This is a genomic window from Shewanella phaeophyticola (genome assembly GCF_025398315.1).
Classification (GTDB): domain Bacteria; phylum Pseudomonadota; class Gammaproteobacteria; order Enterobacterales; family Shewanellaceae; genus Shewanella; species Shewanella phaeophyticola.
Map to the genome: position 1 here is coordinate 1,975,698 of NZ_JAODOQ010000001.1, position 17,066 is coordinate 1,992,763.

Genomic DNA, 17,066 nt, shown 5'->3' on the forward strand with positions numbered 1-17,066 from the left:
GATAACGAATGTCTAACATACTATTAAGTATTGTAGCCATTCTACTTTGTGGACTTTCAAGTGTATCGGCAACGCCGATACACTTGATTGATCAACAAGGCCGTGAAGTGGTATTACAAAAACCTGCAGAGCGAATAGTCTCAACCTTTACCCCAGCTAATTTATTTTCCTTAAGTTTAGGACTTGCAGATAAATTAGTAGGAATTGGTGGCATGACTAAAAACTCACCGTTTATCAATAAGCAGCAAGGCAATCGTGAACCTTCGGTTGTTGGTAGTCGTTCAGCTGGCACCAGTTTAGAAACCATCATTGCGTTAAATCCAGACTTAGTTTTAGTCTATGGCAAAAAAGACGGTTATCGATTAGCAGACCGATTAACTTCATTAGGTATCGCCTGTTTAATCATTCAGCCTGAAACATTTGAGGATGCCGAAAACGTCATTGATTTACTCGCCAAAGCAACAGGTACTCAAGTTAAAGCTGCGCAAATTGCCGCTGAAAACCTGAGGTTAAAAAACATTATCAACACGGGTTTGGCAGATTTACCCGCAGCACAGCGTTTACGGGCTTATTATGTTAACCGTTCAGATTTGTACCGAACAGCAAGTGAAGAAATGTTTCAACACCAATTAATGACGACCTCTGGTGTCAACAATGTCGCTAAAGATGTTCCAGGGTTTTACCCTAAAGTGAATGTTGAGCAGTTATTAATCTGGCAACCACAGTTATTAATTAGAGAATCAAATGATTCATCCAAAGTCGATGAGCAATTAGTACAATCGTTGGTGGCACCGCTAACCCAATTGCCACAAATAATGTTACCCGAAGGCAGCTTTTGGAATATGCCCTCGCCTATGGCAATGGCTGGTGCGCTTTACATTGCCGTAAACGCATATCCAGAACAATTTAAAGAGGTAAACGCTGAAGCTGAAATAGCGCGTTTTTATCACGTTGCTTTTGGCGATGAGTGTTTATCGCCATTACAAAGTCAGCCTAAATGCCAGTAATGACAAAACACCATTTATTGCCTATTCAATGGGCGGCATTGGCAACCATCATCCTTTTAGTTGGGTTGTATGCTGGACGATTTGCCATTAATCCAAGTGATTTATTAAGCGCCATGCAAAAGTTGCCTTCGGTACTCATTGATTTAATGATGACGGGGCAAGTTTCTGAGGAGTTAACCCAGCAAGAACGGATCATTTTACTGATTCGTTTGCCACGGTTACTCACCGCATTAATTGTGGGTGCCGGCCTTGCTGTTTCTGGTGCTGTGTATCAAGGCGTATTTAGAAACCCGTTAGTGTCACCTGATATTCTAGGGGTGGCATCGGGTTGTATGTTTGGTGCCGCTATGGGCCTTATTCTACCTGGTAGTAGTTGGTTCACCGTACAGTTACTCGCTTTTGTTTGTGGATTATCAGCCGCTTGCGTTGCGATGTTTATGGCCAGAAAATTTGGCAGTAATAGCATATTGTTGATGTTAATGACCGGTATTATTATCGGGTCAATATTTGGTTCAGGCTTAACCATGCTAAAAGCACTCGCCGATCCTTATGGTGAATTACCCGCAATTGTCTTTTGGTTAATGGGCTCCTTGTCTGCCAGTAGTTGGAGTACTGTAGCGCAACTGGCTGTACCGGTCGTTATTGGATATACGCTAATTCACTCGCTACGTTATCGGTTAAATGTTCTCTGCTTGGGTGATCAGCAAAGCCGCAGTTTAGGCATAGAACCTGCAAAATTACGCTTAGTATTAATCATTATTAGCTCATTTATTGTGGCATCTTGCGTGGCAACCGTTGGACAAGTTGCATGGATTGGCTTAGTCGTTCCGCATATGGTGCGCACCTTTGCTGGGGCGAATAATATGCGTGTGATTCCCCTTTCCACCGCAATTGGCGCTATTTTTCTACTGCTAGCTGACAGTGTTGCAAGATCAAGTTTCACTATGGAAATTCCGATTGGGATTGTCACCTCTTTAGTTGGCGCCCCTTTGTTTGCTTTCTTATTATTCCGGTTCCGCCAAGGAGGCACTTACTAATGCTCAAGGTATTTGATATTCGCTTTGCTATTGGCGACAAACTTTTATTAGACAATGTCAGTTTTGAGTTAAAGCCCGGTGAGTTTTTAGCGATTTTAGGTGCAAATGGTGCGGGTAAAACGACCTTAATGAACTGTTTATGCGGTTTAACGCCCCCAAGTAATGGCTCTATATTGTTAAACCAACGCCCATTAAGTGATATGTCTCGTGCAGACATCGCAATGCAACTGGCATTGGTGCCTCAGCAACAAGAAACGGCATTTGCTTTTACCGCTTTAGAAATGGTGGTGATGGGGCGAACCCCCTTTATTTCCACTTTTGAATCGCCATCTGAACAAGATGTGATTGATGCAAACAACATCATGCAATTATTAGATATTGGCGGGCTGGCTGAAAGTGATTACAACCGCTTGTCCGGTGGCGAGCGCCAGTTAGTTTTATTAGCCAGAGCATTATTTCAAAGTAACCGTTTACTGCTTCTTGACGAACCGACAAACCACCTTGATTTTCGTCATCGTTATCAAGTGTTATCTCAAGTTAAACGCAGTTGTATTGAATTAAATACTGCCGTTATCGCCATTTTACATGATCCCAATTTGGCTCAACTTTACGCGGATAAAGTGCTGCTGTTAGAAGATGGCAAAGTGCTTAATTATGGTGAGCGTGATGTGGTGATGACCAGTGAAAATATTAGTCGCCTTTATGGCATCCCTGCCACTAGTTACCAAGTCGCTCAGACAGAGTTTTTTATTCCACAAAATGTATTAGGGCAAGCCCCTAGCAAGGTGTTGATTATTACTGGCGATAGTGGCAGCGGCAAAACAACACTGTTAACCGAATTGATTCAGCAATGTCACAAAGACGACATTCCTCTGGCGGGAATACTCTGCCCTGGCGAGATGAAAGACGGCCAAAGGTTCAGTAGCGACATTGTCGATATTGCAACAAATGAACGATGTTTGTTTGGGCATCGTACAGGCGTACTGGATAAAAAAACCAAGACTCGATTTTCTTTTACAGAGCAGGGAATGGCGTTAGGGATTAAGGCATTATCGCCAAATGACATCCACATAAAAACGGTTTGTATTATAGATGAAATAGGCTACAATGGAGCTAAACGGACAAGGATTTGGTCACCAAATAGCGCCATTATTAGCCATGGCCGGAAGCCGTCATATTTGGGTCGTTAGGCTCCAATTTAGTTAGCCAAGTTTGCCGGCATTGGTCTTTACATAACCCTCAAATTGTCAATATTAACGACACTGATGTACTGAAAAAACTAATACGATTTGCGAAGAATAATCAACACTATACCGAAACCTAATGACAAGTGTTAACAAGAGCATAATGACATGAGTGAGACAAGTTTAAGGTCTATTGAGACCGCGAGTAAAATGAGATTATCGGTGCGATTAGCTAATGTTGCTTTGCTTGGTTTAGCAATATTTATATTAACCCTCATTAATACCAATAGTCTGCTGTTTCCTGCTAGCAGTGAAATGGTTTATTTAGTCGCCACAGCCTTGGTATGTATGCTGTCACTGGTTTTCTTAAGTTTACAAAACCGTGCACAAATTAATTATGTGTTTACCTTATGTGCGATATCACTTGCAATGCTGATGTACAGTCAAATGCTTACCCCACCTAAAGACAGTAGCGCCATGCTGACTTCGATTTGGGCACAATTATTTTTCTTATCGCGGCCATTAGCCTTGGGTTTAGCCATTGCCGGATGTTTGGGGTATTTAATACAAGCTTTACGCAGTGACGCCAATTTAGAGAGTCATAGTCATCTGTTGAGTTTATTTGCTGGGACAGCCTATTTAGGCGGTGAAATTGCGGGAAGTTTTTGGCACTTTATCGGCTGGGGACGCAGTTGGAGCTGGAGTGGTCACTTTTTCTTATCAGCATTAACTTACCTGTTGTTTATTTTAGTATTTCATATTCCTAAAGCGTGGTTTTCCAATGCTAATGCACTTTGTATGGCAAAGGCTGCGGTATTGGGCTTTATAAGCCTGTTGATGTTGGGATATCGATTACTATGAAGATGAACTGGTTATTTTCAATTCGCTTAGCATTTGTCTTATTAATCGTTGTTTCTCTATGGTTTGCTGCAGGCATGGCCGTTAGTGAGCATGAAGCATCAAGGCAAGTGTTTAAGTTATTAAATGATTTACCTATGTCTCAATGGTTAGCTCCTTTATCAACTGCCCCAGTGGTTGCGGTTTGGCTTATTGGGTTAGTCGGATTAATGGTGCTATTAGGTGTGAATACCGCTTTGTGTTCTTGGCGCGATTTATGGCCTACTTGGCGTCGTAAACGTTGGCATAGCCCACGCATAATGATGCTACCCATACATGTACTCACTCTATTGGTTTTTTTATTTCATGGCATCGATTTGGTGTTCATTCATGGACACGATAGCGCGGTACTGCATCAAGGCCAAAGCTTCTCCAGTGGTCAATATCAAATACAACTTACTAATGTGGATTATCAAAATGATATCTCACTCATTAAAGAAGATGGAACAGGCAAAAGCCCTGCCGGAAGAATTACTCGCCGCAACGTAGAACAATTTGATCCACGTAAAAATAAAGCTCATTTTATTGTTGATGATGGACATAAAAAAGTCACTGGTGACGCCGAATTTATGCGTCAATTTAGAGTGGATGATTTATATCTCACCGTGACCGATTTTAGTGTCCCTTATCAAAAGGATAATCTTGGTGTCCATGTCAAAGTAGTTGCCGTTCATAACCCGTTAGTAAACTACTTTTTTGCTTGTTATGGATTATTGCTATTAAGCCTATTCATTCAAGGATTTGTGTTTTGGCGCCGCTCATACAAAAAAGGAACTCGATGATGACAAGTCGAATGACACTAAATGCTGTATTCCCCTGTTGCTTATTATTACTTAGCAATATAACAATGGCGAGTGACACTAAACAGGTAAACGAACAGCTTGCCGTTGATGCTTTAGCCGAGCAATGGGCAAAGAAAATACAACAACCCATACAGCAATCGGTTCAATTAGGGCAAGAAGCTGCTGACTGGCAACAACAAAAAATGCATGCTTTATCTGAGCAACAACAAAGTTTAGGCGAACTCTATTGGACTGAATACCAACTGCAAAAAAAACAAAATAATTTACGATCGCTGCAACTAGAAATCGCTCAGTTACAACAAGATATTGATACGATTAATGTGCTAAAGCAACAACTTGAACCTCAACTAGAGGTTTGGTATGCCATGTTAGAGCAACAAGTATTTTCTGATTTGCCATTTGATTTTGATGAACGTAAACGACGCTTAGCCTTTTTACGTAGTGCAATGGATAAAAGTGAATTGCCATTAGCAGAACGCTTTAGACGCTTATTGGAAGTCATCAGTATTGAAGTGGCTTACGGATACGGCCAGCAAGTAAACCAAGATGTGATCGTAATAGATGAAAAACCGGTGCAAGTTAACTTGTTACGTTTAGGTCGCTTAGCTTGGTTTTACATGACCCCAGATGAACAACAATTTGGCTGGTTTGATCGCAAAACTCGCCAGTGGAATAGCATACCAATCAATGAACAAGGCGATTTAAGATTGGCAATGGCGATTACCATGAACAAGCAAATTGCTGAAATCGTCAATGTACCATTAGGAGTGCAAAGATAATGAAAGCAATATTGATTATTCTACTCCTTTGCCTCTCAACCTTAATCTGTGCGCCAAATGCTGTGGCATTAGAAAAAGATGAAATCATACCGCAAAGTGATAAATACAGCCAAATTGATCAAGCTGTGGACACTCATGCAAAAGCGCTCAATCAACAAAATCAGCAGTGGCGTGGCCGACTTAAACAGGAAATATCTGACGTAAAAAGTAATCAACAAGATTTAGACCAGCGCTTAAGTGATAAAAAACAAAAGCTGGCGGCTATCAATCAAAAAATAGCCGCATTAAACGTGCAAAAAAATACCTTAACCAATGATTATCAAAGTATTGTTGATGATATGAAGCTAGTCCAAGGAGCATATCAAAAAACGATCCGCAGCCTATCGCAACAATGGCAACAAAGTCCGACTCAGCTAATAGAGCCACAAAGACGGCAATCATTGGAAAAAGCCCAATCCCATCTTGGCTTTCCAAACTTAGCCCGCTTAAATGAATTAGTCACTTATGCTGTTGATGATATGAGAATGACCGCTGAAGTCACAAAAACTAATACGCCTATTAGCTTTGAAGATGGCCACATAAGTGACGAAAACCTCAGCGTTATTGGTGGGTTAATGGCGGTTAGTGACACTAAAACACCCAAATTCATTGTGTTTACCGATAAATTACCCACGGCAATTACCCCCAACAATTCGACAATCAGTCACAACATCAATCAGTGGTTAACAAATCAAACGCAATTACTGCCGCTCGATTTAAGCCAAGGTCGGATGTTGCCAAGTTTGGCTGATAAACAAACCATTATAGATTGGGTAAAAAAGGGCGGCGAAGTACTGTGGCCTATCCTAATATTAGCTTTGATTGGTTTACTTATGGCTCTATGGCGAGCCATTGTATTGTTTAGGTGGCGGCGCTTAGCTCATCTAGCCAACGAAGATCTTTCAGTCAATGAAGATAAAGATAACGTAGTCAATACCAATTTAAGCTTGATAAAACATAAATTGCTGAAGGCATCGCGCACTCCCGCAGCATCGGTACTCGCAAACGCTATGGTCATAGATTCAAGTGTTGAATCGATGGATCTTAGACTGAAACAACTCATGTTGAAACAAATGTCAAAGTTTGAACGAGGTTTAGGTTTTATCGCATTATTGGCTGCTATGGCACCTATGCTTGGGTTGCTAGGTACGGTATCGGGTATGATTGAAACCTTCCAATCGCTCACCGAATTTGGTAATAGCGATCCTAAATTATTATCACAAGGTATCAGTAAAGCATTAATCACCACTCAAGCAGGTTTACTGGTTGCACTACCGTTATTATTACTGCATTACCCATTAAAACGCCGCGCACAAGCCCTTAGCTTGAATATGGAACAACAAGCGGCGTTATTACTTGCCCTGTTTATTGAGTCTGGTGATAAACATGACAATCAATAGCATCATTTATTCAATTAGCCAATTTGAGCATTCACTGCTCGCGTTTATTGACGTAGGCGGAATCGTCATGTGGCCACTTTTTGGTTGTTGTTTGTGGATGTTATGGCTGGCAAGTCAAATTGTATTTAAGTCATATGATTTAGCTTATACCCGCACGACAACGCAAACTTGTCCTGACTGGCTTAATCATCGACTTGACTCAATTGCATTAAGACAAGCTTATCAACAACAACATTTTGATCTTCAAGGCGTAAAACTGTTATCTATGATTGCGCCGCTATTAGGATTACTAGGCACAGTTAGCGGAATGATCGCCATGTTTACTGCGGGTGCAGACTACGGTTTTCATGATCCAGCGGTGATCTCTGCGGGAATATCCATGGCAATGGTCACCACTCAAACAGGCCTTTTTATTGGGTTAAGTGGGGCATTATTGGCGTTTTTCTGGCAAAGAAAACTGAACAAAATTCAACGTATTGATCTTGTAAGAGGTTACCATGCTGAGTGATCGCTTTAAGCAAGATAAAGATCCTGAAATCAATATGACTCCCATGCTTGATGTGGTATTCATCTTGCTCATTTTCTTTATTGTATCGACCAATTTTGTGCAGCAATCTGCCGTTGAAATACACCGTCCCTATGCCAGTACAGCTACTCGAGTTGAGGGTAGCCCTATCATAGTGACACTAGATACCACAGGCAGGGTGTACTTCGAATCTAAAGAAATCGATATCTATTATTTACCCGGTAAATTACAACAAATTGTCAGCCAAACACCCAAAATAAAATTATTGATTGTTGCGGATACTAATTGTCCAACAGGGGTGACAATAAAAGTACTCGATATAGCCAAAAAAGCCGGAATAAGCTTTAGTTCTGTTGCATCCGAGAGTGACTAATGAAACAAAAGCCACATTATAAAATAGCGATGGTGAGTGTCCGATTATTATTATCAATTGGACTCACCATTTTGCTGTGCTTTTATCTGCCCAACGCTTTAAATCACAAACCTTCGCAACGATTAATTAATAGCAAGCCTGCTACTTTGGCAATGACTTTACCTGAAGTCGAACAGCCCAAATCACCGAAAATAGAAACGGTGGAATTAACCCATACCACGGCAAAAGTCGCTCCGCCACTCACCATGAATTTACCCATTATGGCTAATGTCTCAGACACGCCAATACAGCAACCCATTTTTACCGCGCCGTCAATGGACAGCACTCCCCTGCCCAGCCTTGAGCACTATGATGATGGGCATAAAAGATGTTGATCAACCGCCTGAATTACTAAAATATATTCAACCACAAATGCCCATTGCTGGACGAAAATACAAAAATGGCGGCAAAGTACTATTACGGTTGATAGTTGAGGCGAATGGCTTGGTAAGCCAAGTGAATGTGGTAGAGTCAAATCCTGCAAAAGTATTTGATGATTCTGCCATTCAAGCCGCACGAAAATGGCGCTTTAAACCGGCAATATTATCGGGCGAGGCCGTTAAGGTTTTTGTTGATGTCCCCATTAACTTTAAGGTCAATTAACTTAAAATGAAGCACCTATCCCTTGTCGCCTTTATATTGTTGTTACTAGTTGGTATTAACGCACAATCTCGCGAGCTCAGTCATTTTGAGTCGAACAAGCTTTATAAAGTGAATCAATTACTCGAAAAAGAAAATTATGCTGCAGCGTTGCGGTTAATTCAGCCGTTATTTGAACAACAAAAACCCCACCCAACCGTGTTTAAATATGGCTGCAAACTCTTGACTGACACTGAAGATCAAACAGAAGCATTAAGCTGTTGGACACGAGGATATAAGCTTTATCCTAATGATAGTAATTTAGCCATCAACTTAGCGGATTCATTGTTAAAATCTAATCAGTATCAGATGGTTATAGATGTACTAACCCCGTTATTAGTATCAAATAGTGATCAATCTTTACTAGTGCAAGCTCGTTACATTATCGGTTATGCGTATTATCAGTTAGCACAATACCAAGCGGTTATTGATATGCTATTAATCTCGCCAGTAAAGCAACATTGGTGGCCACTGATTAGTTATAGTCAATTAGCTTTAGAAGATTGGCAAGGGGCTAAAAATAGTGCGCAGCAGTGGCTAAAAAGTACGCCAGATAATCTAGCCGCTTGGCAAATTTTAGCCCAAAGTGAAATGGGATTAGAGAATCCAATAGCAGCAGCTGTCGCAATGGATATAGCACGGCTGGTTAATGGTGAAAAAACACCCGTAAATGTTAGCTTATTAGGTAATCTGAAAGCCTATAATTTTGCCGCCGAATGTTTATCTCAATCAAAACAAAATCAGCAAGTCTTTACCGCACAAGAGTATACATGTGCCCAGTATGCTTGGCTTTCAGGCCAGTATCAGCAGGCATTAGACTTTATGCAATCATTTGTCATTGATAGCAATTTGAGTACTGTCTTATACGACGATTTTTATTTACTTAAAGGACAATTATTTGCGGTACTCAAACAAAACGACAAAGCAATCAACTCATGGAAAAAAGTAGGACAACAAGCATTAGCAATTGGCACCGCAACAGAAATCAAATACGCCCGACAAAAACGAAATCAACAACAAGGACAAGCCTTATTATTAATGGGGCAACATTACTGGTTAGCCCAGCAATGGCCAGAAGCCAAAGCCTGTTATCGTAAGCTAGCACAAACACCAGGGTTCGAACCTATCGCAAATGCTTATATTCAAAATTTAATTGGATTTGGTCTATAAGTAAAATAGGTAATTATCTTATTCGAGGTAACATTAATAATTTATGATTGGTCAGATTCTAATAAGGCAAGACTGGGCACTAAAATTTATTCTTCCCATAATTGTTTTGCAGGCAATGCTTTGCTGTACAGGTATCCTTGTATGTCATCGCAGCCGAGGCTTTTGAGTATTTCAAGCTGTTCGGTGTGTTCAACCCCTTCAGCAATGGTACTCAGCTCTAAGTTAATTGCTAATTGGATAATAGTTCGCGCTATGGCGGCGTCTTTTTGATTAGTCACAATCTCATCAACAAACGATTTATCTATTTTTAAGGTATCTATTGGGAAGTTTCTTAAATAATTTAATGACGAGTAACCGGTACCGAAATCATCAATGGCGAGTTTAACGCCTAAGTCTTTTAATTTGATTATTAATGTGATCGCGTCATCAACATTTCGGATAATTGCAGATTCGGTAATTTCTAACTCAAGTAAATATGGTGAAACCTGAGTGTGTTCTATAGCAAACTTCACATAGTCATAAATGTTTTCATCATTAAATTGTAAGGCAGATAGATTGACCGCCATGCGCTTAAAATCAATGTGTTTATCTTGCAACATTTTGGCTTGTGTACAGGCTTCAACTAACACCCACTTACCTATCTCAATAATTAAGCCACTGCTTTCTGCTACGGCCATAAAATCAATTGGAGACAAGATACCTTTTGTTGGGTGATTCCAACGTAGTAGTGCTTCGTAGCCAACAGTTTGTGAGGTAACTGAATTAAACTGAGGCTGATAATACAACTCTAATTGGCCGCCTTGTTGTATTGCTTCACGTAGCTCGGCTTCTGTTTTAAGTCGTGCCATAAGTGATTGATGTTTTTCATGTGAGAACAATTGGTAGCTATTTTTACCATTGTTTTTAACTTCATACATGGCGGTGTCCGCATGTTGAAGTAATATATCCGCCGTAGTGCCATCATCTGGGTAAAATGAAATACCGATACTCGCTGAAATAAAGGTTTTATGTCCTTGAATAAAATATGGTTTCGACAGTGAATCAATTATTCGCTGCGCAATGATGGCTACACTGTCGAAATCAGAGAGATCAGATAAGATTAGCGTAAACTCATCACCACCGAGCCGAGCGATATGTTGTTCATTAAACATCGCTCGCTCCCCTACCGCTAAGGGGTCTGATGCCCTTATAGAATCTTTTATCCGCTGTGCTGCCTGGCACAATAACTCATCGCCAGCTTTATGACCTAATGTGTCATTTATTTTCTTGAAATAGTCTAAGTCTATGAATAAAAGCGCCAATTTTGTGGTGTGACGTTGTGCATTTGCAATGGCTAGGTCTAATTGCATTAAAAATTTACGGCGATTAGGTAAATCAGTTAATGTGTCATAAAAGGCGTAATAGCTTATTTCTTGTTCTGTTTTTTTTCGTGTGGTGATGTCGTGTAAGGTACCATTGAGCTTAGGCTCACCGAAATCAAATGTGATATCAGTGACGTCATGAACGGTTATCACCTCTCCAGATGTGTTTAACACTCGGTATTCAATATCGTAAGGTTCTTTGGTTTGTAGGGCATTTAATACTGTCGTTCTTACAAACTCTCTGTCTTCTGGGTGAACAACCTCGATAAGATATTCCATTGTCATTTCAACTTGCTGTGGTGTAATCCCCACCATGCGATAAACTTCATCAGAACAATCTAATGATTCTGTTTTAAAGTCCCATTCCCAAGAGCCTAGATGAGCAATGCTTTGTGCTTTAGCAAGCTTATTTTTGCTTTTCGTTAATTCTTTTATGGTTTTATTCGCTTTAAGAACATATTGGATCCGATGGCTGAGCAGTGGCCATTTTACCGGTTTTGTCATAAAATCTGTTGCACCCACATCAAATGCTTTTTGGATGTCTTGGGGTTGATCTAATGCCGTAACCATAATAATGGCTACGTTTTCACCTTCTGGTAACGCACGAATAATTGAGCAGCATTCAAAACCATCCATATTGTCCATTGACACATCAAGCAAAATGAGTTCAGGAGAATAACGCTTAAACTGAGCGATGGCTTCTTTGCCATTAGTCGCTTCGATAATTGATGCTTCAGACGATGTTAATGCTTTACGCATCAGGATGCGCATCACCGGATCATCATCCACTAACAATATTACCTCGCGAGCTGAAGATAATGCCATTACGAGAGTTCCTCTAGCTTATGCAATAAAGCTTGTTTACTTCGCTCAAATACACTCATTACTGTATCAGTAATATCGCCAAGCACATTTAATTGTTCGTTACGAGCAGAGCGTTCAATTTGGCTGGCTATACTTTGCATTTTCATTGCGCCCAAATTTGCTGAGCTAGACTTTAGTGAGTGGGCAGCTTTAAATACGTTATCGGCATCATTATGAGCCATGCCGACAATAATTTGGTTAATCAACTCGGGCGCCGTTTGCAAATATATCTCGACAATATTTTGTACAAGTTCCTTAGCGTCATCAGGTGAAATCTCAATAATATCGTTCAACGAGCCATCAGAGAATATCGGTGGTTCATCAATATTTTCATTTTGGCTTAGGGTTATTGATTGAGGTCCATCAAATAACCATTTATTAAAACATTCTGTTAGATTTTGACGTGTAAAGGGTTTGAGAAGTGTATCTTTAGCGCCAGCCTCCCTAAAACGTCGCTTAACATTGGGTTGTATGTCTGCGGTAAGCGCGATGATTGGGGTGGAATGGTTAATGCTGGTTGTACTCAAATGACTTATCGTTTGAGTCGCATCTATACCATCAACTACTGGCATATGGTAATCCATAAAGATCACATCAAATTTTTTTTCGCTTGCAGCTGCAATGGCTTCCATTCCATTTGAGACTATTTCACATGTATGCCCCAATGATTCGAGTAAACGCTTAACAACCATTTGGTTAATCACATTGTCTTCAGCAACTAATACTGACGCTTTACGATATTCTGCTGTATGTTGTTCAAGTTTCACGACGTCTTGAAGGTCATTCTGAACAATACAATTATTTTGTATCAACGGAATGCTAAACCAAAAAGTACTGCCAATATTTGGTGTGCTTTCTACCCCATAGCGGCCATTCATTAATGCAATAAGTTGTTGGCAAATGGCCAAACCTAATCCGGTTCCACCATACTCGCGGGTAATTGAATTATCTGCTTGTGTAAAAGGCGTAAAAATAGATTCTAATTTATTAGCGGCGATCCCCATACCGGTATCTTTAACCGTAAACGTAATAAAGGTGTCGGAGCCTTCAATATGTTGTTGGACTTTAACCTTAACCCCACCTTGGCGAGTAAATTTAAGTGCATTTGATACTAGATTATTAAGAATTTGCCTAATTCTTACAGAGTCACCTATAAAGACATTTTGGGACAATGGCTGAATATCGAGATCAAAAATGAGATGCTTCTTTTCTGCAACCGCTTGATGTGATTTACACGTTACACTCACAAGTTCGTATAAATTGAACTCATGAATATCTAAATCTACCTTGTTGGCATCAATTTTTGAAAAATCTAATACTTCATTTAACAATAACAATAAGGTTTGCGCTGATTCATTAATCAAATGTACGGTATTGGACACATCTTGTTCGAGTTCAAATGAACTCAGTAAATCTGAAAATCCAATAATACCATTCAGGGGAGTTCTGATTTCATGGCTCATTACCGCTAAAAAATCAGACTTCGCCAAATTAGCTTTTTTAGCGATTTCCAAGGTCTGCTGTAATTCAAATGTACGTTCGTTAACCCGATTTTCAAGTTCGTGATTAATGGTTTCGAGTTGCTGACCTCGGGCGTCAACCTCGGCTATCATCACGTTAAAACTGTCGGCTAACTTAGAAAACTCGTCATTTGATTTAATATGAACACGTTGCGAGTAATCTTTTTTATTTGATATTTGTTCTATAACCGCCAACAAGGTATTGAGAGGCTTAGTAAAGAAAGATTGTAACCACAACATAACTAATACACTAGCCATGAAAGCAGACACACCTGTTGAAAAAACTAACAGTAAATATTCGTCCAGTTGTTTTGACAAGGTATTCATATTGTCGGTGATATACAACACCCCTAAAAACTCCCCTTCTGAAACTAATGGGGTGTAAGAATGTACACCTACAGTATCAAGTCTAAGGTGTTTTTGTTTTAATGAAGGTAAGTTGTTTATTGCGTCTAATTGCGGTGTATCACTACTATTTTTGCCTTGATAAACCGCAAATACCTCACCCAACCCATCATAAATAACTGCATGAACAATATCCGGCTGAGCAACCAATGCTGACAAGGTTTTTTCTGCTGATAAAGGATCATTAAAAATCACTGCAGCAAGACTATTACTGGCTACGATATCACTCAATACGGTCAGGTTTTGCTGGGCTTTTTGTTGAGTAATTTCATACTGTTTATTAATTAAAGAGGTTGAAATTATGGTAATAACAATGAGAGAAATCAACAGCATTGAAAATATCAATTTTGTTTTAATCGAAAAAAAATTTTTTATTTTCATCGTTTAACCTCAACAGCTAATTTCAACACTTGTGAGCTAATGGTTAAGCCCGACTTTTCTAACACCTGCTGATTCACTTTGAAATATAAACGTTGATCTTGTTCAATAATTTCAATCATCCCACCTTGTGCAGTAAAGCCCGAAATATCAGAAACCGTTAAAATGGCTCTATCGTCAACGGCTAAAAATAAACGGCGGGTTAATTCACGGTAATTGCTATCAATAAATATAGCATCACATTGAGCGACTTGATTGGTTTCTGTTAACTCTTTTGGCGCGATTAATTGATTGCCGATTTTCTTTTTTGAAAGTGCCATAAAACTGTCTCGGTATTGTTTACCAAAATAGCATATGTTCCAAGCCGACTTCTGTTCTGTACGTGTTTGCGGCCATTGTGTGAATTTTACAAAGTTATAGGTAAAAGCCGCCTTTAATTCAAAAGCGTCTTCTGCCATAGATGAACCTGAATACAGGACAAATACAGTCATTAATCCATAAATGAATTGCCTATAGATCGTCATAGTTTTCATCGATCAACTTAAAAATTAATGCTAGCTTTAACAAAATAACTATAGCCAACACGATAAGGCAGCAAAATGCTTTCGGCTTCATATTCTAGGTGAGCGGGATAAAATAAGTTTTTACCGTAAGCCGATAACATAATATCAGGCGACACAGCCCAATTTAGCGCAATATCAACCCCTTTATAACTATCGATGGTTTTGTAACGAGTTCCTTCACCCGTGAGCGATTCTGTACTGTCAATAAAGCGCCAAACGAAATTAACCCCCAGCGTAGTCAATGGTTGCCAATCAATAATGCTTGATACCATTTGTTCAGGGGCTTTAGTGTTTTGACCAAGCACATCGTCGAATTCATTGTGAATATAGCTGTAGTTAATGCGTAATTGCAGCAAATCAGTAACAGTCCACATTGACGATAACTCTACACCATAGTTATATCCATCATACTGGTTTTCAAAATAGGTATATTGGCTAACATAATCAGGATATGTACTAAAGTCGGTAGTCCCTTCTGATGTACTACGTAATTTGTCATAATCGTTAAAGAAGATCGCGGTATCAAAAGACAGAGAATTCATTGGCATGAAGCGATAACCCATTTCATATGAAATAATCTCTTCAGATTCATAATCATCATTTCCTACCACAAAGACTTTAATCGTTGGTGATACATCCGATGGCGGAATATTTAATGCATTAACTATTAAGTTAGTTTCAACTCGAGACGGCGTTCTAATCGCACGGGCAATTGAAGTCCATACACTGTTTTTAGTATCAACTTGCCACATCAAACGGATATTGGGTTGAACTTCAAACCCGGTATAATCATTGTGTTCAAATCTTGATGCTAATGTTAACCATAGTGCATCATCCATTAAGGCTATTTCGTCGCTTACAAATGCACTCCATAAATGCGTTTGTGTTGAACCGGGCTCTGAGCTGGTTAAAATTGACATTGAAGTTAAATTATCGCTTATATATCGATAACCTAAGCCCCAAACGATATTATGATCTTGACCAACAATGAGCTGATGCTGAAAATCAATATCAACAGTATTGGTGCGTAAATGATATAACTCTTCGTCTCTGTCAGCAAAATCGTAATAGGTTTGTAGAGTATATTCAGAGTTTGCCGATAACGCTTTAGTGTATCGAGATAATAAATTGAAACCTTCGGTTTCTAACTCTTCTGAATAAAATGTTCTATATTGCGGTTCATCCATTGAAGCTATATTTGATGCTTGATTCATTTTGCTGGTGTAATAGTCGCTGCTTAACGTCAAACTAGTGTCATTTTCAAGTTGGATATCAACCCTGCCACCAAATTGTAAATGGCGCCAATCATTACTTTTATCAACAATAGATGAAGCATCAACAAGTGAACTGTCGAGATCTTTTGAATTATGCTCTAATGAATCACGACGATTGCCTTTAATATACATTCTGGTGCTAGCATTATCTGTTAGCTTAGTGCCATATCTTGCGCCGATAAACCCTTGCTCATAATCACCCGCCCCGAGTTCTGCATAGCCGCCTAAGGTATCTGCACTGTGTTTAGTGATAATATTAATGACACCATTTACGGCATTAGCCCCCCATAATGCTGCACTTGGTGCATCTAATAACTTCAATGCGGTCAATATCGGCCATTAACGTATCTTGAACTTCCCAATACACTCCTGAAAATGCAGGAGAATAAAGTGTTCGACCGTCCATCATGACTAAAAGCTTATTGTTATAACGTCCATTAAAGCCACGACTACTGACGGCCACTTTTTGAGCATCAATTTGAGCAACATGCAAGCCTGGTACGTCACGAAGAGCTTGAGGTATGGAGGTTGCACCAGAATGGCGAATTGCTTCGTTGGTTATCACATAAATAGCGGCGGGAGAATTAGATAAAGGCTGTTTTTGCTTTGAAACCGATGTAACTTCAACATTCATCAATTCTTGTAAACTAAGGTCTAGTGAATTGGACTCTTGTGCCATTACAGTAAAACTGGCACATAAAACCGCTAACGCTGTGTAAGGAAATACATTGATTTTCAACATTGCAGTGATGCCCTCATAAAATTAACTGTCATGTAAAAATTTATGAACAAACTTATACATTTATAC

At 39.6% G+C, this 17,066-nt stretch carries 17 protein-coding genes; 11 read left to right on the forward strand and 6 right to left on the reverse strand.

Annotation, left to right across the window (positions count from 1 at the left end):
• Nucleotides 1–8: 8 nt before the first annotated feature.
• The 9 genes from N4T56_RS09205 to N4T56_RS09245 all read left to right on the forward strand — a co-directional run bounded on the left by N4T56_RS09205 (nt 9) and on the right by N4T56_RS09245 (nt 8,045).
• A complete protein-coding gene (locus tag N4T56_RS09205) occupies nt 9–1,007 on the forward strand; it encodes an ABC transporter substrate-binding protein (RefSeq protein WP_261733009.1) in 999 nt (332 codons plus the stop codon).
• A complete protein-coding gene (locus N4T56_RS09210) occupies nt 998–2,044 on the forward strand; it encodes a FecCD family ABC transporter permease (RefSeq protein WP_261733010.1) in 1,047 nt (348 codons plus the stop codon). The genes N4T56_RS09205 and N4T56_RS09210 overlap by 10 nt, the downstream gene beginning before the upstream one ends.
• Nucleotides 2,044–3,234, forward strand: coding sequence for an ATP-binding cassette domain-containing protein (locus tag N4T56_RS09215; protein WP_261733011.1), 1,191 nt, complete (start codon nt 2,044–2,046; stop codon nt 3,232–3,234). The genes N4T56_RS09210 and N4T56_RS09215 overlap by 1 nt, the downstream gene beginning before the upstream one ends.
• 216 nt (nt 3,235–3,450) lie before the next feature.
• Complete coding sequence (locus tag N4T56_RS09220; protein WP_261733012.1) at nt 3,451–4,089, forward strand: hypothetical protein; 639 nt, start codon at nt 3,451–3,453, stop codon at nt 4,087–4,089.
• Nucleotides 4,086–4,907 (forward strand): hypothetical protein, encoded by an 822-nt coding sequence (locus N4T56_RS09225; protein ID WP_261733013.1) that lies wholly within the window; start codon nt 4,086–4,088, stop codon nt 4,905–4,907. Before N4T56_RS09220 ends, N4T56_RS09225 begins: the two co-directional genes overlap by 4 nt.
• Complete coding sequence (locus N4T56_RS09230) at nt 4,904–5,707, forward strand: DUF3450 domain-containing protein (protein ID WP_261733014.1); 804 nt, start codon at nt 4,904–4,906, stop codon at nt 5,705–5,707. The genes N4T56_RS09225 and N4T56_RS09230 overlap by 4 nt, the downstream gene beginning before the upstream one ends.
• Nucleotides 5,707–7,146 carry a MotA/TolQ/ExbB proton channel family protein gene (locus N4T56_RS09235; protein WP_261733015.1) on the forward strand — a complete coding sequence of 480 codons (1,440 nt, stop codon included), beginning with the start codon at nt 5,707–5,709 and terminating at the stop codon, nt 7,144–7,146. The genes N4T56_RS09230 and N4T56_RS09235 overlap by 1 nt, the downstream gene beginning before the upstream one ends.
• Entirely contained in the window at nt 7,133–7,654 is a 522-nt protein-coding gene (locus N4T56_RS09240; protein WP_261733016.1) for a MotA/TolQ/ExbB proton channel family protein, read from the forward strand. The genes N4T56_RS09235 and N4T56_RS09240 overlap by 14 nt, the downstream gene beginning before the upstream one ends.
• Complete coding sequence (locus tag N4T56_RS09245) at nt 7,644–8,045, forward strand: ExbD/TolR family protein (protein WP_261733017.1); 402 nt, start codon at nt 7,644–7,646, stop codon at nt 8,043–8,045. Before N4T56_RS09240 ends, N4T56_RS09245 begins: the two co-directional genes overlap by 11 nt.
• 103 nt (nt 8,046–8,148) lie before the next feature.
• Here N4T56_RS09245 and N4T56_RS09250 read toward each other — a convergent pair whose 3' ends face one another.
• Nucleotides 8,149–8,370 carry a hypothetical protein gene (locus tag N4T56_RS09250; protein WP_261733018.1) on the reverse strand — a complete coding sequence of 74 codons (222 nt, stop codon included), beginning with the start codon at nt 8,368–8,370 and terminating at the stop codon, nt 8,149–8,151.
• A 23-nt stretch (nt 8,371–8,393) separates the two neighbouring features.
• Here N4T56_RS09250 and N4T56_RS09255 point away from each other — a divergent pair, with 23 nt between their 5' ends.
• A complete protein-coding gene (locus tag N4T56_RS09255) occupies nt 8,394–8,687 on the forward strand; it encodes an energy transducer TonB (protein WP_261733019.1) in 294 nt (97 codons plus the stop codon).
• A 6-nt stretch (nt 8,688–8,693) separates the two neighbouring features.
• Nucleotides 8,694–9,893 carry a tetratricopeptide repeat protein gene (locus tag N4T56_RS09260; protein WP_261733020.1) on the forward strand — a complete coding sequence of 400 codons (1,200 nt, stop codon included), beginning with the start codon at nt 8,694–8,696 and terminating at the stop codon, nt 9,891–9,893.
• An 86-nt stretch (nt 9,894–9,979) separates the two neighbouring features.
• Here N4T56_RS09260 and N4T56_RS09265 read toward each other — a convergent pair whose 3' ends face one another.
• Genes N4T56_RS09265 through N4T56_RS09285 form a run of 5 tightly spaced genes read right to left on the reverse strand, consistent with a single transcriptional unit; the run spans nt 9,980 to nt 17,000 of the window.
• On the reverse strand, nt 9,980–12,079 hold the full coding sequence (locus tag N4T56_RS09265) for a two-component system response regulator (protein WP_261733021.1): 2,100 nt from the start codon (nt 12,077–12,079) through the stop codon (nt 9,980–9,982).
• Nucleotides 12,079–14,376 (reverse strand): ATP-binding protein, encoded by a 2,298-nt coding sequence (locus N4T56_RS09270; protein ID WP_261733022.1) that lies wholly within the window; start codon nt 14,374–14,376, stop codon nt 12,079–12,081. Before N4T56_RS09270 ends, N4T56_RS09265 begins: the two co-directional genes overlap by 1 nt.
• Nucleotides 14,377–14,420: 44 nt before the next feature.
• The gene (locus N4T56_RS09275) at nt 14,421–14,912 is read right to left on the reverse strand and encodes a YfiR family protein (protein ID WP_261733023.1); all 492 of its coding nucleotides are present in this window, start codon (nt 14,910–14,912) and stop codon (nt 14,421–14,423) included.
• A gap of 50 nt (nt 14,913–14,962) precedes the next feature.
• Nucleotides 14,963–16,588, reverse strand: a complete 1,626-nt coding sequence (locus tag N4T56_RS09280; protein ID WP_261733024.1) for a TonB-dependent receptor plug domain-containing protein — start codon at nt 16,586–16,588, stop codon at nt 14,963–14,965.
• Complete coding sequence (locus tag N4T56_RS09285) at nt 16,536–17,000, reverse strand: TonB-dependent receptor plug domain-containing protein (RefSeq protein ID WP_261733025.1); 465 nt, start codon at nt 16,998–17,000, stop codon at nt 16,536–16,538. The genes N4T56_RS09280 and N4T56_RS09285 overlap by 53 nt, the downstream gene beginning before the upstream one ends.
• Nucleotides 17,001–17,066: the final 66 nt, after the last annotated feature.